Origin of the sequence: Paracoccus litorisediminis, assembly GCF_009711205.1 — a bacterium.
Lineage (GTDB): Bacteria > Pseudomonadota > Alphaproteobacteria > Rhodobacterales > Rhodobacteraceae > Paracoccus > Paracoccus litorisediminis.
The window spans coordinates 24,972-46,940 of record NZ_WMIG01000024.1 but is presented as its reverse complement, the minus strand read 5'-3'; the positions used below and the strand labels follow the sequence as shown (position 1 = coordinate 46,940).

At 59.5% G+C, this 21,969-nt stretch carries 20 protein-coding genes; 12 read left to right on the top strand and 8 right to left on the bottom strand.

Annotated elements, in window-relative coordinates; genetic code table 11:
• Nucleotides 1-3 precede the first annotated feature (3 nt).
• From GL300_RS22860 to GL300_RS22840, 5 genes are all read left to right on the top strand, one after another.
• On the top strand, nt 4-759 hold the full coding sequence (locus GL300_RS22860; RefSeq protein WP_155041998.1) for an SDR family NAD(P)-dependent oxidoreductase: 756 nt from the start codon (nt 4-6) through the stop codon (nt 757-759).
• A gap of 101 nt (nt 760-860) precedes the next feature.
• A complete protein-coding gene (locus GL300_RS22855) occupies nt 861-2,186 on the top strand; it encodes a glutamine synthetase family protein (RefSeq protein ID WP_155041997.1) in 1,326 nt (441 codons plus the stop codon).
• A gap of 31 nt (nt 2,187-2,217) precedes the next feature.
• On the top strand, nt 2,218-3,528 hold the full coding sequence (locus GL300_RS22850) for an NAD(P)/FAD-dependent oxidoreductase (protein WP_155041996.1): 1,311 nt from the start codon (nt 2,218-2,220) through the stop codon (nt 3,526-3,528).
• Nucleotides 3,529-3,899: 371 nt separating this feature from the next.
• Nucleotides 3,900-4,163 carry a YjhX family toxin gene (locus GL300_RS22845; RefSeq protein ID WP_155041995.1) on the top strand — a complete coding sequence of 88 codons (264 nt, stop codon included), beginning with the start codon at nt 3,900-3,902 and terminating at the stop codon, nt 4,161-4,163.
• Nucleotide 4,164: 1 nt separating this feature from the next.
• Complete coding sequence (locus tag GL300_RS22840; protein ID WP_155041994.1) at nt 4,165-4,773, top strand: GNAT family N-acetyltransferase; 609 nt, start codon at nt 4,165-4,167, stop codon at nt 4,771-4,773.
• A 77-nt stretch (nt 4,774-4,850) separates the two neighbouring features.
• Here the strand turns inward: GL300_RS22840 and GL300_RS22835 are convergent, their stop codons facing one another.
• A complete protein-coding gene (locus tag GL300_RS22835) occupies nt 4,851-5,795 on the bottom strand; it encodes an NAD(P)/FAD-dependent oxidoreductase (protein WP_211595350.1) in 945 nt (314 codons plus the stop codon).
• A gap of 806 nt (nt 5,796-6,601) precedes the next feature.
• On the opposite strand from GL300_RS22835, the gene GL300_RS22830 reads away from it, so the two are divergent.
• The 5 genes from GL300_RS22830 to GL300_RS22810 all read left to right on the top strand — a co-directional run bounded on the left by GL300_RS22830 (nt 6,602) and on the right by GL300_RS22810 (nt 14,506).
• Nucleotides 6,602-7,210, top strand: a complete 609-nt coding sequence (locus GL300_RS22830; protein ID WP_155041993.1) for a DapH/DapD/GlmU-related protein — start codon at nt 6,602-6,604, stop codon at nt 7,208-7,210.
• 632 nt (nt 7,211-7,842) lie between these two features.
• Nucleotides 7,843-9,156: a class I SAM-dependent methyltransferase gene (locus tag GL300_RS22825; RefSeq protein WP_155041992.1), complete on the top strand. Its 1,314-nt coding sequence runs from the start codon at nt 7,843-7,845 to the stop codon at nt 9,154-9,156.
• Nucleotides 9,153-11,714 (top strand): glycosyltransferase, encoded by a 2,562-nt coding sequence (locus GL300_RS22820; RefSeq protein ID WP_155041991.1) that lies wholly within the window; start codon nt 9,153-9,155, stop codon nt 11,712-11,714. Before GL300_RS22825 ends, GL300_RS22820 begins: the two co-directional genes overlap by 4 nt.
• Entirely contained in the window at nt 11,707-13,440 is a 1,734-nt protein-coding gene (locus GL300_RS22815; protein WP_170297790.1) for a capsular polysaccharide export protein, LipB/KpsS family, read from the top strand. The genes GL300_RS22820 and GL300_RS22815 overlap by 8 nt, the downstream gene beginning before the upstream one ends.
• 4 nt (nt 13,441-13,444) lie before the next feature.
• Complete coding sequence (locus GL300_RS22810) at nt 13,445-14,506, top strand: hypothetical protein (RefSeq protein ID WP_155041989.1); 1,062 nt, start codon at nt 13,445-13,447, stop codon at nt 14,504-14,506.
• 493 nt (nt 14,507-14,999) lie between these two features.
• On the opposite strand, the gene GL300_RS22805 is transcribed toward GL300_RS22810, so the two are convergent.
• Together GL300_RS22805 and GL300_RS27205 are read right to left on the bottom strand one after the other, a co-directional pair.
• Nucleotides 15,000-15,287 carry an HU family DNA-binding protein gene (locus tag GL300_RS22805; RefSeq protein WP_155041988.1) on the bottom strand — a complete coding sequence of 96 codons (288 nt, stop codon included), beginning with the start codon at nt 15,285-15,287 and terminating at the stop codon, nt 15,000-15,002.
• 289 nt (nt 15,288-15,576) lie between these two features.
• Nucleotides 15,577-15,705 (bottom strand): hypothetical protein, encoded by a 129-nt coding sequence (locus tag GL300_RS27205; RefSeq protein ID WP_281353202.1) that lies wholly within the window; start codon nt 15,703-15,705, stop codon nt 15,577-15,579.
• A gap of 607 nt (nt 15,706-16,312) precedes the next feature.
• On the opposite strand from GL300_RS27205, the gene GL300_RS22800 reads away from it, so the two are divergent.
• Nucleotides 16,313-17,245, top strand: a complete 933-nt coding sequence (locus GL300_RS22800; RefSeq protein ID WP_170297789.1) for a Bug family tripartite tricarboxylate transporter substrate binding protein — start codon at nt 16,313-16,315, stop codon at nt 17,243-17,245.
• Complete coding sequence (locus tag GL300_RS22795) at nt 17,238-17,915, top strand: RraA family protein (RefSeq protein ID WP_170297788.1); 678 nt, start codon at nt 17,238-17,240, stop codon at nt 17,913-17,915. The genes GL300_RS22800 and GL300_RS22795 overlap by 8 nt, the downstream gene beginning before the upstream one ends.
• 33 nt (nt 17,916-17,948) lie before the next feature.
• Here the strand turns inward: GL300_RS22795 and GL300_RS22790 are convergent, their stop codons facing one another.
• From GL300_RS22790 to GL300_RS22770, 5 genes are read right to left on the bottom strand one after another with little or no spacing between them, the layout of a single operon-like run.
• Nucleotides 17,949-18,695 carry an RraA family protein gene (locus tag GL300_RS22790; RefSeq protein ID WP_155041985.1) on the bottom strand — a complete coding sequence of 249 codons (747 nt, stop codon included), beginning with the start codon at nt 18,693-18,695 and terminating at the stop codon, nt 17,949-17,951.
• A complete protein-coding gene (locus tag GL300_RS22785; protein ID WP_155041984.1) occupies nt 18,692-19,513 on the bottom strand; it encodes a sugar phosphate isomerase/epimerase family protein in 822 nt (273 codons plus the stop codon). Before GL300_RS22785 ends, GL300_RS22790 begins: the two co-directional genes overlap by 4 nt.
• Nucleotides 19,510-20,313: an SDR family NAD(P)-dependent oxidoreductase gene (locus GL300_RS22780; RefSeq protein ID WP_155041983.1), complete on the bottom strand. Its 804-nt coding sequence runs from the start codon at nt 20,311-20,313 to the stop codon at nt 19,510-19,512. Before GL300_RS22780 ends, GL300_RS22785 begins: the two co-directional genes overlap by 4 nt.
• A 3-nt stretch (nt 20,314-20,316) precedes the next feature.
• Nucleotides 20,317-20,793, bottom strand: a complete 477-nt coding sequence (locus GL300_RS22775; protein ID WP_155041982.1) for a type II 3-dehydroquinate dehydratase — start codon at nt 20,791-20,793, stop codon at nt 20,317-20,319.
• A 10-nt stretch (nt 20,794-20,803) separates the two neighbouring features.
• Nucleotides 20,804-21,961, bottom strand: a complete 1,158-nt coding sequence (locus GL300_RS22770; protein ID WP_170297787.1) for an MFS transporter — start codon at nt 21,959-21,961, stop codon at nt 20,804-20,806.
• Nucleotides 21,962-21,969: the final 8 nt, after the last annotated feature.

Below are 21,969 nucleotides of genomic sequence, written 5' to 3'. Positions count from 1 at the left end.
AACATGTTCGATTTCACCAATCGACTGGTGCTGATCACCGGCGGCAGCAGCGGCATCGGCGCCGCCGTTGCAAAGACATTTTCTGAGGCGGGCGCCAATGTTGCCGTCCACTACAATTCCGGCAAGGCTGCGGCAGAGGCGCTGGTCGCCGAAATCACCGCTGCGGGCGGGTCGGCACTGGCAGTGCAGGGAGATCTGTCTCAAAAGGGCGCCGCCCGGCAGGTCGTCGATACCGCCGCCGCCGGGCTTGGCGGTCTGGACGTTTTGTTCAACAACGCTGGTGCCATGATCCGGCGTGAGGCATTTGCCAATCTCGACCTTGACCTTTACCAGCAGGCCATGGACCTGAACGTGCGCTCGGTGATCGAAGCCTCACAGGCCGCCATTCCGCATATGGAGCGGCGCGGCGGCGGCGCGATCATCAATGTGGGTTCAGTCGCGGGCAATGATGGCGGCGGCAGCGGCTCGGGCCATTATGCCAGCGCCAAGGCCTATATTCACAATCTGACGCGGCATATGGGCCGCGACTTGGCGGGGCGCGGCATCCGGGTGAATGCGATCTCGCCCGGGGCCATCGCCACGCCCTTCCATTCCGCGACGCCGCCGGAACGCATGGCGGCCATGGAAAAAACTATCCCGATGGGTCGTCTTGGCCGACCTGAGGATCTGGTCGGGCCAACGCTGTTCCTGGCTTCACCCGCCTCGGCGTATGTTACGGGCCAGATCCTGCATGTGAACGGCGGCATGTTCTCGCCCTGAGCGGCACCCCGACTGCCCTCGCCTGCGTCCCTCTCCCGGCCTGAGCCTCGCGGCGCAGGCCGTTGCGGGGCTATTCCCGAACCTTTCCAGGACATTGCGACATGACATTGCGCACGACTCTGACCGCCCCGCGATCGGCCGGGTTACACACCGGTGATCCGGCGGCTTTCTACGCTGCGATCTTCGACATGAACGGCATCCTGCGCGGCAAACGCCTGCCGCTTTCGCACCTCAGCAAGGTTCTGTCAGCTGGCACGCGGATGCCGCTGTCCTCAATCGGGGTCGACATTTGGGGCACTGATGTCGCCGGAACCCGCCTTACGCTGGAGCGGGGTGATCTGGACGGATGCTGCCTGCCCACCGGGCGTGGCCTGCTGGATCTGGGCTGGCCGGGCAACCCCTTTCCATTACTGCCTTTGTGGATGACCTGCGAGGATGGCAGCCCTTACCTGGGCGATGCGCGTCATCTGTTGGCCGCGGTGTTGGCCCGCTATGCCGCGCTTGAGTTGACACCCGTGGTCGCCACAGAGGTCGAATTCTATCTGACGGATCCGGCCGCGGCGACATCAGGCAGTGACAGCATCTATGCCATCTCTGAACTTGCAGGGATGAGTGCGTTTCTGGACGATGTCTATGCTGTGGCTGCCGCCTGCGGGATCAGCGTTGAGGCGGCGACCGCCGAAGGTGCGCCCGGCCAGTTTGAATTCAATCTGGTGCATCAACCCGATGCGATGAAGGCGGCCGAGGACACCCTGTTCTTCCGCCAGATCATCCGCAACGCCGCGCGTCGCCATGGCCATGAGGCCAGCTTCATGGCCAAACCGTTCGGGGATCATGCCGGCAGCGGGCTGCATGTGCATTTCTCGGTTCTGGATGCCAAGGGGCAGAATATCTTCAGCAACGGCACGCCCGAAGGCTCGGCGATGCTGCGCCATGCGGTGGCCGGGCAACTGGCCACGCTTGCCGATCTAAGCCTGGCCTTCGCGCCGCATCTGAACTCATATCGCCGCCTGGCCCCCGGCGGGCTGGCCCCGACCCGGATTGGCTGGGGCTATGAGAACCGCACCAGCGCATTGCGTATCCCCGCAGGGCCTGATGTCGCGCGACGCATCGAACATCGGGTCTCTGGTGCGGATGCCAATCCTTTCGTGGTGCTGGCCGCCATCCTTGGCGGTGCGTTGCATGGCATCACGCAGCAGCTGAGCCCGCCGCCGCCGATCAGCACAAACGCGCATGTCGAGGACCAGCCCCGGATCGCGAAGGACTGGCCCGATGCGCTTGAACGCTTCCGACGCGTAGACCTTGTGGGCCAGATCCTGCATCCCGACTTCGTGGCAGCCTTCGCAGCCTGCAAGCAGCAGGAGCAAGAGGTCTTTGCCGCCCATGTCAGCGATTTTGAAATGAAGACCTATCGGCTGGCCCTATGATGCCACCGATCCAACTAGATCAGGGCCTGAAATGACCTCTTTGACCCTTCCTCATACCGGCTCCTACTATGCTGCCACCGCCAACCCCGTTCCCCTTTGGCCCGCGCTCGCTGAGAATCTGACAGTAGATGTGGCCATCATCGGCGGTGGTTTCACCGGCGTGGCCGCAGCGGTCGAACTGGCCGAGCGTGGTCGTTCTGTCGCTTTGGTAGAGGCCAACCGGATCGGATGGGGCGCCAGCGGTCGGAATGGTGGGCAGATCACAGGCTCGCTTTCCGGGGATACCGCAATGGAGCGCCAGTTCACCCGAATTCTGGGGGATGGGGCAAAGGACTTCGTATGGGCTCTGCGCTGGCGCGGGCATGACATCATCCGAAACCGTGTGGGGAAATACGGCATCGCCTGTGATCTGAAACATGGCCAGGTCGAGGCCGCCTGGCAGGAATCGCATGTCGCGGGGCTGGAGGCGACCCATGCCCGGGCTGTGGCCCACGGCATGGGCGACGAGGTGGAACTGGTTCGCGGTGCCGCGTTGCGCGAATATGTCGGGACCGACATCTACCCCGCCGGGCTGGTCAACCGCCGTAACATGCACGTTCATTCGCTGAACCTCTGCCAAGGAGAGGCGATGGCGGCGGAAAGCCTGGGCGCGCGGATCTTCACCGGTACCAAGGTCGACCGGATCACCTATGGCCCGCGCCCCGTGCTACAATGCGCCGGGGGACGGATCACGGCCGACAAGGTGCTGATCGCCGGGAATTTCCTGCATGATTTCGGGCGGTCACGGCTGGCCGGGCGGCTTTTCCCGGCATCGCTCGGGATCGTGGCGACCGAACCCTTGTCCGAGGCGGTGGCTCAGCAGATCCTGCCCCGGGACTATGCGCTTTACGATACCCGCTTCGTGCTGGACTACTATCGTCTGACCGCCGATCACAGGCTGATCTTCGGTAGCGGCACCAACTATTCCGGCCGTGACAGCCAAGATCTGGACGAGCGGATGCGCCCGGCGATCGAGCGCACCTTCCCGCAACTGAGAGGCGTGAGTATCGACTATGCCTGGTCGGGCCAGGACGGCATTTCCATCAATCGCATTCCACAATTGGGCAGCCTCGATTCCAATGTGTTCTATGCTCAGGGATATTCAGGCCATGGCATTGCCACGTCACATATCATGGCCGAGATCATCGCAGGTGCGCTTTGTGGGGAGAACCGGGATTTCGATGCTTTTTCAAAGGTGAGACACTGGCGCTTCCCTGTGGGCAGAGCGTTGGGCGGGTTAGGCATTTCTCTGGGCATGGCCTTGTTCAAGTTACGCGACTCGAAGCTATCCGGAGCCAAATGATCCGCAGATAGAAAACACACGGCGCGCTCCGCAGCCATCGACTTCGCCGGCCCTATGCAGTCGGTCGAGCCTTGCCGATGTCGCGCGACGGCATTCCTCGCAGCAGCCATTCGAGACGGGCGCAGCATGTCGAACCGATGATCGTCTGCGCAGCGAACAAACCTGCCGCCTGCAAGGACGCCGGGTTGAGATCCGTCTCTGCATTGCCTATCTTATCCATCGGGTGACGGCGGGGTTCGTCGCCCGGACAACGGAGACTGGATGTCAGAGCTTGTGTGATAAGGCTTTCTGAATTTCAGAGAGCCGCGTGAAACCGAAGCCGCCGAGCGCATTTGCGCTAGGGCGTTTTTTCACGTCTATCACAGACTTCCATGAATATCTCAAGAAATGAACAACTTGCGCTGCACGTTCTGGCTCTTGGTGGCCGTATCCTGCACGAGCGCGAGGATGGTCCCAAGATTACCGCTGTCACCTGTGTCACGCGCGAAGGGATGATCCTTTCCGATTTCGATATGACCATATTCAACAAGTTGCGGCGCAAGCGGCTGATCGAATCCCGGTCCGGCGGGCCCTACCACCTATGGAAACGCGGACGCCTTTCCGTTCGCGCGCAACTCGACAATCAGGGAGCATAATATGCTGATCCGAAATGAAACCGGCAGCGACCGCCCTGCGATCAGCGAGGTCGTGACCGAGGCCATGAAGCTGCTGCCGCAAGCCACCGGGACCGAGGCCGCCATTATTGACAGGCTAAGGACAGACAATGCTCTTAGCCTGTCGCTGGTGGCCGAGGACGGGGGCGAGTTGATCGGCTATCTGGCCCCGTCGAATGCCCGGATCGGGGCCGTGTCCGGCTGGGGCCTGATCGGTCCTCTTGCCGTTCACCCTTCGCGCCACGGTCAGGGGATCGGCAGCGCCCTCATGGCCGAGGCACTTCTTCGGTTGTGGGCAATCTGCAAAGGGGCGGCATTGGTCGGTGATCCAGGATATTACGCCCGGTTTGGGTTCAGGGCCTTTCCCCAATTGCGGGTGGGTGACTGCCCGCCCCAATTCGTTCAGGCCCTTCCGTTCGATGCAAGCGAGCCTGAAGGAGAGTTGATCCATCCGGGCCGCACAACCGACAGTGCGGCCCGGTCAATCCCGCTGGCCGGCAACCGTCCGCATGGGACTCAACGTGATATTTCCGCCCATCTCGTCGCACGCGTCGGCTATCGGCGTGCGGCGGCTGGAAGGTCGGAAGAATAACCCTGTCGCCCCTGGCCGCACGGGTGGGCGTATTCGCTCGTCTTCAGTTCCGCTACCGAACGCGCTGCGTTGGAGCCCTAGACCGGTTTCCAGGTCTCGCCGTCTTCGTCGCGCATGTCGTTATGCATGGTTGTGGCCGCAATAGCTGCCTGCCCCATGGCAACGCTGATCTGATCGAGCGACGACAGAATGTCGCCAGCCGCATAAAGCCCCTTTATTCCAAGACGCTGGTGGCTGTCCGCAACCAGGCACCTGTCTCCGGAAACGACGAGACCAAGCGACAAGGCAAGATCGTTATTCGGGTCCGTCCCGAGGGCAGGGTAGAGCGTATCGAACCGAAGCGTTTTGCCATTCATCAGGGTGACCGCGGCGCCAGATGAAAAATCGAACGCGGCAACCGGCGACGTTACGACCTCAATTCCGGCTTTTGCCAGCGCATCCTGATGGACAGGCTGCAACTCGCTTTCCTTGAGGGTAAGCAAGGTCACACAGTCCGAATACCGCCGGAGGAACAAGGCCTCGGCAAGCCCGGCTCCCTCCGCGCCAAGCAGCGCGATCTTCTGGGTCTTAACCTCATAGGCATCGCAGACCGGGCAATAGCGCAGAAAACCCGCATCCATCGCGGACTGATGAACCGCGTCATTGATCGGCGGCCTGCGATTGATGACACCGGTCGCCATCAACACCGTTCTGAACTTCCTCTCTCCCCTTTCGGAGGTGAGCAGGAAATCATCGCGCTTCCGCGCGATCGAAGTGATACGCTGTTCGATGACCTTCGCACCGAATTGCTCAGCCTGCTGCCGCATTCGCGCAAGAAGCTCCTGTCCTGCGATTCCATCCGGATAGCCTGCGTGATTGTGCGATCTCGGGATCCAGGACGCCCGGCTTTTCCCACCATCGAAGATCGAAACGCTTCTCAGAAACCGAGCAAGATAGATGGCCGCCATCAATCCTGCCGGCCCGCACCCGATAATCGCGCAATCCTCAACATCGCCGGACTTTCCATCGGTCTGCCGAGACAATTCTACCGCTCCCTGCCGTTGCGCACACGCCAATAGGATCGAACATCCACGCGCTGCATTACAAAACGCGGTGGCTTTGGCCTCGGTTTCACCAAGGAGCTGCCGGGGTTTGTACCCTCTCCCGCGCGCCGCATCTTGAGACGGCATGTGAGCAAGATTGCCCTGCAGCGTCACGTCAAGAGCGCGAAGAGTCTGTATCGCAGAGTTTAGATCACCTGGAAGCTTAACCTGATCAGGCCTGCCGAGGCTCCGAAGGGCACTGATCACCGAGCATTCAGAACCGAGTGAAGACCCGAATATGGGACGAAGCGGCCCAAACCTGCCGGTCGAGATCGGGTATCGCCGCTTCGCTGCGTTCCCATTAGCCGCCGCTCAGGCACCGCGCAGCGAAATCCTGAGTACAGTGTCTGCGATGCGGCCCAGAACTGACGCTCGGCCATGACAAATGGCGCAGCGCCGCATGCGTCGAAGTGGACGCTCAACCGTAGCACAGCGAAATCTTCGACGAGGTCGCAGCGAAGCGGACATTGCTGCCATAGCGCGTGAGGTGCGGGTCATTGCTTTGAAGATAGCAGACTGGTGCCTGACAATCCAAATAGTGCGGCAAGCGCACCCTCGATCCCTCGAGACGGCCGGAACGCTATAAGGTATTGATCCCGAATGGCTATCGTGATTCTACGCCCTTGTAAGACCAGTAGCTGGCAGCTCGGCAAGCGAGCAAAAGACATGCTTGCTTCGATATGCGGGACGTGCAACTTTGCTAGCAAATTTTAGGGCAATTGGCTAAAAGTGATGACGTCCACAAGATGATATTTAGTCCGAGCGAAGTTGAGAGTTTTTATGACTTATCCAGCCAACCCTCGATAGCTTCCGGAAATATTCGGGGCCCGATTAGGAGCTGGATTATAAAAGGTAAGGTGCGATGCGGCAAATATACCAGCATCAATGGTGTATTCAATGCGCGCGGAGATGTCCGAATCGGTAGCTATTGTGCGTTCGGTCAGTATGTTTCTCTTATTTCGGGCAATCATCGGACGGATATGCCGAATCAGCAAATTTGGCTTAATCAACGTTTCGGTTTCAAGGTGCCGGCCGAAAGCAAGGGTCCCGTCGAAATTGGACACAATGTCTGGATTGGCGATAAGGTGAATGTGGTGTCCGGGGTCAGCGTTGGCCACGGCGCGGTTATTGCAGCAGGCGCTACAGTCACACGCGATTTACCTCCCTTTGCGATAGCGGCAGGCTGCCCGGCACGAGTAATTCGGCTCCGCTTTGCTTCAGATGTAATCGAGCAAATGTTGGCTGTAAAATGGTGGGATTGGGACGATGAGCGTATCTCCCGCAACCAGGCCTTTTTTGAATTGGAGATACCACCGGAGCAGTCTGTCGACCTCACGTCCATCGTCGTGCCGTGATTGAGATGCGCTAAGGCCTTCTATCTGAAACGTAGTTTTGAAAAGTCGGAATGACCCATTTCCGTATCTAGGGTCAGGACCCATCTCGTGTAGAATTGTAGGATCTTACGAGACACACTTCTTGAAAATGGCAAACAGAAAGGGTGTTTGGCATGAAAGAGGATCGCCGAGAGGTTCAGCTTAAGCTTCACAAATGCACCACGCGGCGGAAATCGGGAACATCCAGAAAACCTGGCGCTATTTTGGGATCGGCCGCGCTAGTTTCCGTCGATGGCAGGCGGCTTATCGAAAACTGGGTGACCAAGGCTTAATCAACCGAAAGCCCATCCCAAAGAAGCCGGCCAACAGGACTGCAGCAGAAATCTAGGAGAGGGTCTTGCACCTCCGCCGAAACTACCATTTGGAGCCGAGGAGGATCGTCTGGTATTTCGATCGCTATCACGACATTCGTATGTCGGATGCCAGTGTCTATCGCATTCAGCGCCGCAATGGGATGAACCCGTGTGGCCGGTCAGGCATGCCATCCCGCACTTTTCTCACGCTCAGTGGAAGCGATCATCGTTTCGTATGGATGTAATCAATTAGTTAGTGGAGAATTGCGTCGATATGGGTTGGGTAGGGCTACGAATCTGATGGAAAAACTGCTCAGAACCGGCGAGAGACAGGTCGGTGTCACTAGGGACAACATACGTGACGATCATCTGGCTCGATACGAATGGGCGGCAACTTTTGTTAGCCCAGAAATGCGCGTAATGGATGCGGGCTGCGGGATAGGCTACGGCGCGGTTCTTCTGGCTGATGCTGGTGCTTCGGTTCTAGCGGTGGACAGGGATGCCGAGGCGATTAGCTTGGCGCGCGCAAATTGGCCGCATGATTCCGTGTCCTATCAGGTCGGCAATTTAAACTTTGTTCATAACCCCGGTGAGGACAGATTCGATTTGATCGTCGCCTTTGAGGTCGTTGAACATCTGGTATCACCGGAACTTTTCCTACGCCAGATCCAGACCCTGGCAAAGCCCAATGCGACTGTTCTTTTGTCTGTTCCAAACGAGTCCTGTATTGCTCACAGCATTGAGTTGAACCCCTTTCATATCCGCCATTTCGTCAAGTCCGAGCTTGAAGATCTGGCTCTTGGCTGCGGATTGCTTGTCGAGCGCGTTTATCATCAGGACAATAAGGAAATACGCGAGGATAGTGATGGCCGGACGCTGGTTGCGGTTTGTCGGATTAAACCATCCTACAGGCCAGGCTGCAGAGATTCCTCCGACCTGGAGAGAGCATACGAGAAGGCCGAACAAGAATTACACAAGAGATCAGAAGCCATTCGGCAATTACAGGCACTGTCCGCTCCACCCGGCGCCAACTCAACGCCTAGAAACCTTGGAATCTGGCAGTTTGCCGTCAGGGAACGCGCCGCACAAATCACCGCGGAGCAGAATAGGCAGACGCTCAACAAGATCAGCCACCAGTTGCAAACCAGCGAGCATGAATTGCTGAAACTGCAAAAATCTCACAGAGAAACCCTTTCGTCCTTTAATCGCGCAAATGTCACCCTTCAAGCCTATGGCGATATTCTTCGGGAAAAAGACAACCAGATCGGTTTGCTTGAAAATGCACAGCGGACCGCGGTTGCGGAACAAAAAGTCAAATCTGAGCAATTGAAGCAACTTCGCACCGCCCGAGCTCGTGAATCTGAGCAATTGAAGCAGCTTCGCTCCGCCCGAGCTCGTGAAACTGAACAATTGAAGCAGCTTCGCACCGCCCAAGCTCGCCAGAAGAAATTTTTTGATCCTGCGCGACCAACTCTTGCTGGACTCTTCCGGTTGATGAAACGGCATCGTTTGTTTGTTGGTATCATTCTGCAGGCACCGCTGAATACCGCCAAAAACCTGATCAGTGTAAGCAGGCGTAAGAGAGCAAATCGTTCTGGAATGCTGTCAAAATGAATTTTTTACTTCTGGATGTTTCCAGCTTGCAACCCAGGGCGAATGATTTTGCCGAAACACTCGTTTCTGATTTGAATCGGTGTGGGCATCGAGGTCTGAGTATTCGTGGTGAACTCCGAAATGGACAGGTATTTCCCATTTTTGGTTCTGATGATCTGGTAGTGGTAGAAAACCCTTCAGCGAATGCGCGGAACGAACGACTATTACGGGATATTGGAGTCGATATCCTGGTTGTGCTGACGGATGATGGGCACTTGCCAACCGATATTGTCGGGCTGGGCGTGCCGGAATGGCTTCTGCTTGCATCAATTATGGTGCGCAAGATGCCTAATGGGAATGTTGAGATTAGGCGATTTGGAGCGCGAACGGCGAGATCAATGCCGGTAGCGGCAATGCCCGAAAAGTTAATTGAATTCGGAATTGAACTCGCTGAGCAACAAATGGCACTGCAGGTGCCTCTTAATGATTTAACAACTTCGACTATTGATACCCTCGCCGAAGGGACTAAGCAGCTGCGCCGTTATCAATATTTGGTGGCGGATCGAGATTTAACGCTGTGGCCCGTACCAAGCGTCATGATTGGCGGAGCACTAGAATCTATTCAAGATGGGGAGGTGCTTTTTGGAGTGGATCTGTGGGTTAAAGGCTGGATCGATTGGAATCCGAAGAAATTTCATAGACTCGAACTAAGAATAGGAAACCGAGACCTTCCACTAACTATTCTTGACCTTCGTCCTGACGTGCTAAGCAAGCGAGACGCGCAGAACCCGGTCGGGTTTGAAGGTCGGATCGATATTGGTGGCTTACCGACTGAGCTTCTGTTGGAAATATGGATTGTCGACTCTCAGAGTATCGCCCGGCGGTGGCGATCTCTGACATTGTGGCGAAATGAGGAACTGTCGGGCCAGACCCGCACGCCATTGGTGACCGGGTGGGTAAAGCTGGACGGAGACAAGCTGATCTGTCTGCCGCGCTGCGCGGACCGGCGGGTGAAGGCAATCGCCGTCTATCAAGGTGGCATTTGCATCGGGGCGATGACAGGGTTGGAAGGTCGCAATCCTACCGCCCCGATTACGATCTGGTTTGCGACAGTCGACCGCACGGCCGCGCTGCTTCATGTTCATGTTTTTCTGGAGGATGGCACGGGCTGCGCATGGTTGTGTCTTGACGGCAAGACCAACGATCTGTGGCAACCAAGACATGATGACCCAACACAGGGACATGTTATTACGAGCGATACCGTCGATCCGTGGGAGCTGGAAGCACCGGCCGCGCATGAGGCTAATTGGACAGTTAACGGGATACCTGCTGAATTTATCGGCACGCATCCAGTTATTGATATCTCGCATCAACCGGGTCGTCTTGTGATCGAGGCGGATATACCGGGTCAACGTAAAATGGTCTGGGATTTGTGGCGCCATTGCCGCGATGCGCTAAACTGTCAAAGACTTCCGATTTTCACCGTCCCTCCCGCCACGAAGGGACCAACCCGGCGCCGCATCGCGCGACCTCGTGTCGTTTTGTTGCGGCCATTTGCGGCGCCGACTGATGAGCTTTATATCTTGGCGCCGCTGCGCAGACTGGCCGAGACCGGGCAGATTGATCTGCGGCTCGTCAACACACGAGATGAACAGCTTACGCCGGCGAAAAGGCTTTCCCTGCTGAGCAGCGGTTGCAGCGTAATCGTATCGCGCTACCTGCCTGACGAATGGATCGCCAGCCTGTCGCAGCGCAGGCGTCACCTTGCTGATGTCTTCTATGTGATGGACGATATCGTCACGCTGGCCGAGGACGATCCGGGGATGATCCCCGCAAGCTATCGCCAACGTATGGTTGGAGTCGCACATGGCGAATTTCAGACCCTGCTTCATCTGTGCTCCCGACTGATCGTCACTTCGGAGCGACTTGCGCAGGTGTATGCCAGCGACAAAACAGACCTACTGACACCGCCCTATCTTTCGCCCTGCGGGGATCTCGATCATCTTGAGGATTTTTCGGAAATTCGAATTGAGTATCATGGGACACAGGTGCACCGGGATGATTTGGCTTTCATCTCGCCTGCCTTGGTTGCTCTTTGCAATCGGTATCATCATGTGCGGGTCGGCGTATGGATGGGCCGCTCCGCACCGGAGGCGCTGCGCGGACACGCTAGGATTGAGATCAAGAAGGACGTCCCATGGGAGGATTACAAAACCGCAGTTGGTGAGACCCGTGCGCATATCGCCTTGGCCCCTCTGCTGGGCAAACCTTATAATCAGGGCAAGTCCTTCGTAAAAATTCTGGACAATGCAAGGATTGGTGCAGTTGGACTATACAGCCTGCGCGCGCCCTACATGGATGTGATTACCCATGGCGAGAACGGCTTTCTTCTTGAGAACGATCCGCGGTTGTGGGAGCGGACGCTGCGTTGGTTGATAGAGCATCCAGAAGATATCACCCGCACCGCGAAGGCCGCGCAGGATCTGGCCGTAACTCTCGGAGACGTCACCAAGTTGGAACGCTATTGGTCGCGACACCTTTTGGATAAGGCACCAGGAAATGAGGTGGCGGATGAATAGACCGCTCTCCAACGGAGACCAGAGCTTTGTGTTCGCCAGCTCCATGTCCAGTGCTTCCCATGCGGGGCCGCTACGGTTTCTCATTCATCTCGAAGTAGCAAACCAGCATCGCCTGTCACGTGCGGCGGCCATTGCCCGGACTCTGATGAAGGGCGGTCATGAGGCTGCTATATCCTATGAACCGCGCATCAGCTTTCGCCTGGCGCCTACTGACACCGAAACCATCTTTCTGGATGACGATCTCATTATTCAAAATTGGATCAGACGCATCCCTGATGTTCAATTCTTCTGCTTGGACACCTATTGCGAGAACAGCTTGGAGGGCATCCATGCTGCCCAAAATCTACGGGCTTCTAAGCTGGCCGCGCTAATCGGAGATTTTGCTCCGTCGTGGATCATGTTGTGGGGCGGCGAATTTGAGTACCAACAAGGTAGCCTCGCCGCGATCGAAACGACCGGAATGCAAGATCGGACACTTTACTTTGAGGTAGCATGGTTGCCTCAGCAGGAGCACATGTACTTCGACATTGCAGGCACGAACAGCCGCAGCTCTCTGGTCGAATACAGCTATCCGGGTCTGTCGCGGACGCAGATGGACCTCTTGCACGATGCCAAGCGGAGGTTTCGACATTTGCGCGGGGGGGTAACCGGTCCCATAAGAAACACAAATGAGATATTTGTGCCACTGCAGATTGAAACCGATACCAGTTTTCGTATCGGCGCACCCTTTAAGACCAATTCCGAATTTATTCGCTTTTTGGAAGGCTGGTTGCCGCCGAACCACACTGCGACACTGAAATTACATCCCAAGGAACGTATACGCGGATATCCGCCAGTACCCGTTAGGCGGAACTTTCGTCTGATCACCTCCGGATCTCTGGATCGGATGATCCTGGCGGCCGACCATGTACTGGGGGTCAACAGCACAGTACTGTTAGAGGCGGCGATGCTCGGCAAGCATACAGTGGCGCTTGGTCGCGGTCTTTTCACCGGCAGCGGAGCAGTCATCGAGGCCCGCATCACAGATGATGCTGCAAAAATCCTGTCCCGCCCGATAGACAACGAGGCACAGGATAGATTTCTTTATGAACTGCTGTTTAGAAGACAAGTATCTCTGTCGGCTCTCGAATGTCAGGACTATGCCCATCTTGCAACTCGCGAACCTTTTGCGACCATTCTGAGAACGTCGCATCAACCGTCCAAGAATGCCCGCTTTGTAGAAAAATTGTCTAAAGGAGAATCGATGATTACCGTTGGCAGAAGCCGTATTGCGAAGACCGCGGTTCTCGATGTCGAGCAGGGCGGTGAGATTGTAATCGCCAACGACAGCGATATTCGTAACAATGCTGTGCTAGAGGTGTCGGGCCGCTATAATGGGTCGATCCGCATCGGCAACAATTCGGTCATCGGCATTGGCAGTTGGCTGCAAGGCTCTGGAAAAATAGAGATTGGCGACGACGTAATCATCGGCCCATATGCCGCAATCGTCTCCACCAATCATCAGTATGAGGATGTCTCGGTTCCGATTGCAAAGCAGCCGCTTACAACAGGGGCGATTACGATCGAGAATGATGTCTGGATCGGCGCACATGTGACGGTTGCTATGAATGTCCGGATTGGAGCGCATTCAATTATCGGAGCAAATTCCTTCGTAAATTCTGATATTCCACCCTATTCCGTTGCCGTCGGCAGTCCGGCGCGCGTCATCAGAAGCCGAAAGCCATAATGTCATGCGATTGCTTTTTGTAAGCGGGGCGGGCATCCTGCCCGAACAACGGGTCGCACGATGGCAAATGGTGTCGCAACTTTATGCCAGTCTTGGTCGGGCCATGCAGGCGCTCGGACATCAAGTCTATTTCTACGTCCATCCCGAAGCTATGCATGAGGATCTCCCAAAAGCGGCGACATGGTGTCAGCCTGACCATGGGCACTTTGGCTATGTCCTCGAAAGCTTTGCGCCGGACTTCGTATTCTGCTGGAACGGGTGGTCACCGGGTGATCGAATTACAACTGCCATGGCGGCTTCAGCCAATGCAAAGATGATATTTTCTGAGCAGGGCTGGTTTCCACAGAAGTCTAAGTTGTATTTCGACATGACAGGCACGAATGCTCGGTGCGGCACACGGTTCTCTCAGTTTTCCAAACTCGACACAGCAGCAAGAGAAAAATTCTTGATTGCAAGAGCGGGTTATATTCAGGAATCCCAAATCGGACATTTGTTTGATGATGCCACTTTTCGTATCCAGCCGCCAGATATGTCTCTACCGGTCTTCGTGCCTCTGCAGGACGAGCGCGACTTGAATATTGTCCAAGATTCACCTTTCCGCACAATGGATGAATTCGTCGGATATCTGGCGCAAAAATTACCCGGTATGACGTTGCGGGTTAGACCGCACCCTAAGTACCCTGATCCAAAGTTGACGCCTCGTCCGGGCGTGGTTGTTGATAATCCCCAGAAGCCGATGTTTCAGAGTCTATCGGAATGCGGTCTTGTAATGGGCATAAACTCTACGACGCTATTGGAAAGTGCACTTTTGGGGAAGACCGTTATCTCTTTTGGAGAAAGCCTTGCTACCGGGACTGGTCTACTGTGCGATCTTCGGCCCGGAGAGGACATAAATCTTTCATCACTGGCTATCGATATACAAACAGCCGAGGCAGTTTTGGCAGTCCTTCTGGAAAAGCAGATGCCACGGACGGATCTGTCGAATCCCGTAAAGGTTATGCAATCTGCGCTTTTTCGAGATATGCGGCGATTTGTCAGGAAACCCTCGCTACATGGCTGGATGTAGCAACTTGTGCTACCTCGCAAACCGACGTCATATCGCCCGCTGGATCGAAAGCCCGTCTTTGGGGAAAACATGCACCGGAATCCATTCTGATCCGCTGCGAGAAGAACGTTCGTGCTCTCAGTCACAGGGAAAGCGTCCGGTTAGGTTGTGCTAGTCTCTGAGGTCGCTATGCCGCTTCGCGGCTGACGGTTTTCCGCCCTGTCTTGACTTATCACCCGGCTCGTGGCGCTGTCCTGAGCGACTGCTTGTAATTTTCGCTGCAGCGCGATCTGGGATGTGAGGCCCCGTGTCCCGCTGCACGCCGTCTGAGCGGCCGCTTTCGCAATCATGCTGCGTATGCGTTGCCGCAGTGCAGTGGGCAGCTCACCGCCCTGTTTGGCTATCCTGCGAGAGTTTTCGGCGTGGCTGCCACGGCGCTGGGAACCAGACGCAGATGCTGGCTTCGAGAGACGCGTCGCTCGCGCGTCGCGTCTTTTTGCGTTTCCGCGCGAACTCAGGCGTTCACCTTGTCCTTGATCGTTTTGGCAAAGGTCATTTTCACCGCACGGTCAGCTTCCTTCTCAATTGCCGCACCGGTCGAAGGATTGCGTACAGTACGTGCTGCGCGCTCGCGGCAATAGATCTTGCCTACTTCCGGGATGGTGACCGCACCGCCCGCAACCACCTGGTCATGGATCAATCCGCTGAGCGCCTCGATGATCGCGGTAGCCGCCTTCTTGTCCGTACCTGCGCGACTGGCAAGCTCTGTGATCAGTTCAGCCTTGGTCAGGGATTTGGACATGTGTAAGTTTCCTTCTGCTTTCCGTACATCCCCTTATCCCAATCGAATGCCCAGCTTCTGGCAAGATGAAAGCCACCACTTTCATCGCGGCGAAATGATGGCATGTGTGCAACGGGATCGCCCCGTAGCGCGAGAAGAGCAAGGTGAGCGCGCAATCGTCGATCTTTCCCTGATCGATCTCCATCGACTGCCCTTCCCTGCTGTAATCCTACCGTTCGCGATCACGATCCTCGCGCGGGATGGACGGAGGTCTCTCCACCTCGAGCCTGCCCTCACCCGCTCCCAGATCCTACAGCCGCGCCTTGGCCTCCGGGACCTGTTTCAGGCTCATGCCCATGCTCTCATGCTGCTCGGCGGCGGCGGTGCTGGCCCGCGCGATGTCGCGCATTTGCGCAGGATCCGGAATATGGGTGGCCAAGGCGCGGTCGTCGCCCTTGGCAGCCGTGACACCAGGTCATTGCCATAGCGCGTGCTCAGATCTCTGGCGAAGCGTCCGGCCTGTTCGTCACTTTGGAAGGCCAGCTGACCATCCAGTTGCAGCGCCTACGACATGGCCTGCAGGGGCCGTGACAGGCGATCATTGTCGCGGCGCCGCTCGAAGCAGCGCCTCCTGCGCCGGGCGCTGCATCAACGCGGCGCCACGGGCATCCCCCAGCTCGCGGGCGACATCGGCGGCGGCGGTGTGGAAGTCGCGCCGCATGTCGCCGTGCTCGCCTGGCGGCAATTGCGCCTAATCCTTTCACGTTTGAGCTGGTTCGAAGCAGAGCGCAAGCCAAGTACCCGTCTGACACCAAAGTTTTCCGGTAGGTCAGACATGCAGAGATACACTTGGACGCATCGCGTCGTACCATCCAGTGTCGACCCCGCAATTGCTCGAAAAAGACGATTTGCTGCATTCGACTTGCGCCAGCCAAGTGCTAAAGGGCGCAGGCGATCGTCGAACACTCGGGGAGGAGTGAACCATGTCAAACTATTCGGCACGACGCCGACGTTTTCTTATTTCGGCGGTAGCCACGGGGGGGGCCTTGCTGGCTGCGCCGGGCCTTCTGCGCGCTCAATCCTATGCGACAAGGCCCGTCACCATCGTGGTGCCGAATGCTGCCGGGGGCGGAAACGACCTCTTCGCCCGGCTGATTCAGCCCGTGCTGCAACAGGAACTGGGCCAGCCGATCCTTGTCGAAAACCGTGCGGGGGCTGCCGGGAATATCGGGCTTGCCTATGCCCGCGACGCCGATCCCGACGGGCATGTGCTGTTCTGCTCAAGCTCGGGAATGATGGCCACGGCCCATACCCACCAGAATGTGCCGGGCAATCCGGTCGACATTCTTGAGCATATCACCATGTTGGTGATCGGGAACTTCACCTTTACGATTCCCGCGACGCTGGGCCCGAAGAACTGGCAGGAATTCAGCGCTTTGGCAAAGTCCAAACCCGGTGAATTCCGACATGGCACTCCCGGCGCGGGTGCCAATATCCATCTGTCAGCGGAACTGCTGAAGCTGCGCGAAGGGCTGGACATGCAGGCGATCCACTACAAGGGTTCGCCCGACATCATGACCGACCTACTGAGCAACCAGATCCAGATGGCGAACAACGCCATTTCGACCACCGCCTCGCATATCCGCGCGGGCTCGCTTGTGCCGCTGTTCACCGCGTCGCAAGAGCGCGAGACCGAGATCGACGGCATTCCGACTTCGGCCGAATTGGGTATTGCCGATGTCGACCGGATCAACAACTGGTATGCGCTGCACGCCCCCAAGGGCACGCCCGAAGAGATCCTGACGCAGGTCCATGCCGCGACGATCAAGGCGCTGCAACGCCCCGAGGCGGTCGAGAAGGCAACCGCGGCAGGGATGAAGATCGTGGGCGACAGCCGCGAAAGCTTCATTGCACGGATGCAGGCGGATGACGCGATCTTCGCCTCGGTCGCACAGGCGACAGGCATCCGCGTTGGCTGACGCAATCAACGCGATTGCCACGCGATTGGGTCAGCTTCCCGTCGCCCTGCTCAGCGACACGCTGGAGGCGGCGGGCCTGCCTGATCAGGTCCTGTCGCCAGCCCTGCGCCCGCTGACAATGGCGCGGCGCTTTGCCGGCCCGGCAGCCTGCCTGTCGGGGCGGGCGGGACCGGGTCCGGGCCTTGCCATCGACGCGGTGGACACGGCAGTGACGCCGGGCAGCATCGTGGTGATCGGCCCCGCCAATGGTTGCGATATGGCGCTGGCAGGGGGCAACATGATCAGCGCATGGCGCAGGCGCGGCGCGGCGGCCGTAATCACCGATGGACGCCTGCGCGATGCTGCCGATTATCCGGAACTTCCGGCCCTGGCGCGGGGCCACTCGCCCCGCAACTGTCGCGGCGCATGGCATTTCATCGCGACCGACCGGCCAATCCCGCTGGCCGGGGCCGGACCGGCGGGTCGGGTAACCATCCATCCCGGCGACTGGCTGGTCGGGGACGAGGATGGAGTGATCGTGCTGCCGCGCGCCCAGCTGAGCGCCCTGATCGAGGATGCCGGGCTTGTGGCCGAAATCGAGGAACAGATGCGGGCGCAGATCTTTGCAGGTGCCGCGCGCGGCGCGGTCTATGCCGGGCATGACCGCTTCGGCCATGTCCGCCGCGCCTGAGAGATGAAGGGCACCGCTGTCGCGGTGCCTTTATCATTCGCGAAAACGCGCGGCGTCGGGCCGGGGAAATTCGTTCAGGGGGCGGTCGCTGGCCAGAAACTCAAGGCTTTCCCGGTCCGTTTCCAGCCGGCGGCGCACCAGCGTCACCACCTGACCCAGCAGGGCGAGGGGGATGACGCAGACCCCGCTGTCATCGGCGCAGATGATGTCGCCGGGATCGACGCGAACCCCTGCCACGGTGACCGGGCCGTTGATCTCGACGGTTTCCTGCCGCCAGCGTCCGGTGCGCGAGGTGGTTTCGCGGCACCAGACCGGATAGCCGATCCCACGGGAATGCCGGACGTCGCGAATCCCACCGTCGATGACCGCGCCAAGCCCCCCTTGACGCTTGCCCATCGTGGCCGAGATCCCGCCAAGGCTGGACATGCCCGGACATCCTTCGATCACCAGCACGTCGCCCGGCCGGGTCAGGGCATGGGCCTCGAAATCGGTCTGCCGGTTGGCGTGGCCCTCCCGCGCTGCGATGAAGGGATCGACCGCTAGCGCGCGGTTCCGAAGGGTGATGGCGGGTCCGACCATCGTTGCGCCGATGATCGTCGGCCGCAGCTCGCTTGACGCGATGACGCTGTCAAAGCCCAGATCGTCCAGCGCATCCGACACCAGCTCGCAGGGGCCGTCTATGGCCCGCAAGACGGCGAGCAACGCGTCGGGCGCGGGTGGCAGTTCCATCATGCACACCCGCTGAGGGTCGATGCGCCCCAGAAGGCGTCCCGCGCTCATGCTGTCGCCCCATGATGCTGCCGCTCCAGAAACGCCGATGTCGCGCGCCAGACACGCGCCGCCCTCGCGGCGGGCAAAAGATGCGCGTGCCTGTCATCGGGAACCTCCGCCTCGATCTCGGCATCCGCGGGCATGGCGCGCAGCAATGCGGCCAGATCGAATTCCCCCTCGCCCGGCAAAAGCCGTCCGGCCCGCATTTCATGGTAAAGCGCCTCGCCCTCGGGACGGGCCAGCGGACCGTCGCAAAGCTGAACCACATACAGCTTCTCCGGCGGCACCCCGGCCAGATCCTCGGGTCGCCCGCCCGAGCGCCACAGGTGAAGGGCGTCGATCGCCAGCCCGACATTGCTGCGGTCGGTCATCTCGATCAGGCGCAGCGCCGCGCCCAGCGAGGGCACGGTGCTGACCGGGATGAACTCGAAGGCGATGCGAATGCCATGATCCGCCGCCATGTCGGCAACCGCCGCCAGATTGCGGGCGGCAAGCGCCTGATCCTCACAGGCGGCATTTGCGATCATCGTCGCCGTGCCGAGGGTCTCGCAGGCGCGCAGGACCGCAAGATAGTCACTCGGATCGGTATCCGGAGTGAAGCGATAGGTGCAGGCATTGGCGATCAGGATGCCCGCCGCCCTTGCCCGGTCGCGCAGCCTCAAGACCTGATCGGCATCGCTCGGGTCGAGGGGCCAGGGATCGCCCGGACGATGCCCGGTCAGCCGAAGGCCGGTCGCGCCAAAGCCGCCCTCGGCGGCAGCCACGACCATGTCCATCGGATCAAGATCGCCCAGCGTCAGATAGGCCATGCCAAGGGGGTGACTCATGCCGGGGCTCCTTCGTCCTGTGGGCGGGGCGCGGGCACGCCGCCGAACAGCCCCCACGCCTGGCTGATCGTGGTCCCGGTATCGACCAGCAGGTTCGCCCCGGTAATCCCCGAGGCGCGGTCCGACATCAGGAAGGCCACGGCCTCGGCCACCTCCTCGGAGGTCACAAGCCGGCCAAGCGCCGTCATCTCGATCGGGTTCATGGTATAGCGCGTGCCGGTGCGGATGCGCTCGGCCACGCGCTCGGTCATCACCACGCCGGGCGAGACGGCGTTGAAGCGCAGCCCGCTGCGGCCCCATTCCATCGCCATCCCCTCCATCAGCAGGTTCACCGCGGCCTTGGAGCTGCAATAGGCATGCATCCTTGCCGATCGGACCCCGTTCCAGGACGACAACGCCACGAAGGAACCCTTGCCGCGCCGGGCCATCCGTTTGGCGAAGGCGACCGAGACGACATAGGTGCCGCGATGGACCAGCGAGGTGATGCGGTCCCAATCCGCGAGCGAGACCTCCTCGACCGGCTTCAACTCTCCGAAGGTGGCGGCGGAATGGGCGACGGCGACGACCGGGCCGATCTCCTGTTCGATCTGCTCGACGGTGGCTTCGACCGCGTCGGCATCGGTAATGTCGATCCGGCGTGCGTGCCCGCCGCATTCCGCGGCCACGGCCTGCGCCCCTTCAAGGTTGATATCGCAGACGACGACCCGCCAGCCCTCGCGCGCCAAGAGCCTGCAGATCACCTGCCCGATGCCCCCTGCCCCGCCGGTCACCACCGCGATGGGCTTGTCGTTCATGTTCATGCGTTACTCCTTTGCGCGGCCAAGGGCGAACTCGACCGGGTTCAATGCCAGATGCACGGCGTTCAAGGCGTGCAGATAACCTTCGGGACCAAAGCCCGCGATGAAGCCGGTGACGACCGGGCGCACCAGCGACAGATGGCGGTTCGCCTTGGCGGGATCGCGATGGACATTGGCGAAATGCAACTCGATCACCGGGCAGTTCAGCACCGAAAGCGCGTCGGCGATGGGCAGCGAGCTTTGGGTAAAGGCGGCCGGGTTGATGATCACGCCTGCCGCCCATTCGCGGGCGTCGTGGATCCAGTTGATGATCTCGCCCTCCAGATTGGACTGACGAAAATCCAACGCATAGCCCATGGCTTCGGCACTGGCCCGCGTCACGCGCTCGATATCGGCCAGCGTCGCGCCGCCGTAAAGTGTCGGGTTGCGCACCCCCACGAGGTTCAGGTTGCAGCCGTTCAGCACGAGGATCTTGGGTTTCATGAAAGTCCTTTCAGCATTTTCGCAGCATTTGTCGCGACCCGCTCAGTCCGACGCCACAGAGGATCGCGCCCAGCAGCGCAAAGACCGCGCCCGGTCCCAGCGCCGCCGCAGCACCACCCGAGGCCAGCGGGATCAGGAACTGTCCCGCCCGGTTCAGCGCAAGGCGCAGGCCAAGGCTGGTCGCGCGCGCACCCCTCGGCGCAAGGTCCATGGTCAGCGAGACCGAGGAGGTGATCGCGAAGCCCATGGACAGCCCCGTCAGCCCAAGCGCCGCGCCGGTCGCGACCGTGCCCAGCGGCAAGGCCAGAGCGGAGGAGGCGAGCGCCGTCGCCAGCACCGCCCCATACATCAACCGCCTCGGCCCCCACCACAGGACCACCCGACGATAGCAGGCGCGCGAGATCATCTGGCCAATGGCGAACATGGCCAGCAGAACGCCCACTTCGGTCGCAGCGATCCCACGGGCGACGCCCAGCACCGGCATGAAGACCAGAACGAGGTCATGAACCGCCACGCAAAGGCTGCCCGCGACGATCACCCACAGAAAGCCCGGCACGGCGATTATACGCCGCATCCTTGCCGCATCCATCCCGATCACGCGCGGGGGCGCCGCGTTGCGCCAGATCAGCAGCCCCAGCCCAAGGCCGAAAGCCGCCAGAGCGCTTGCAACCAGCGCGAGGCGCAGCGACAGCAGGCCAAGCGCGTCCCGGCCCAGCCCGATCGCGACCAGGCTCAGCAGCAGGGGCGCGGCGACCTGCCCCACGGCCTGCCAGAACATCAGCGATCCGACCATGCTGCTGCGCTGGCTGGGCAGGCGCAGCATGCCGATTTCGCCCTGCAGGCCCGTCAACTGGAAGGTCTGGCCAAGACCCAGCACGATCGAGACCGCGACCAGCCACAGCAGGTTGCCGCCCGGCCACACCAGCATCAGGCAGGCGCAAAGCACCAGCGCCGAACCGATGATCGCCGCATGACCATTGCCATGCAGGTCATTGTATCGCCCCATCCGCACCGCCAGAAACATCGGCAGCACCGAAAAGGCCGAGGAAAGCAGCAGGACCTGTTGCGGGCTCAGGTCCAAGTCGGTGGCGCGATAGCTGGTCGCGATACGCACCAATGGCGCGACGACCTGACCGATCAGGGCCGAGACCAGAAGCGGACGCGCCAACCGCCAGA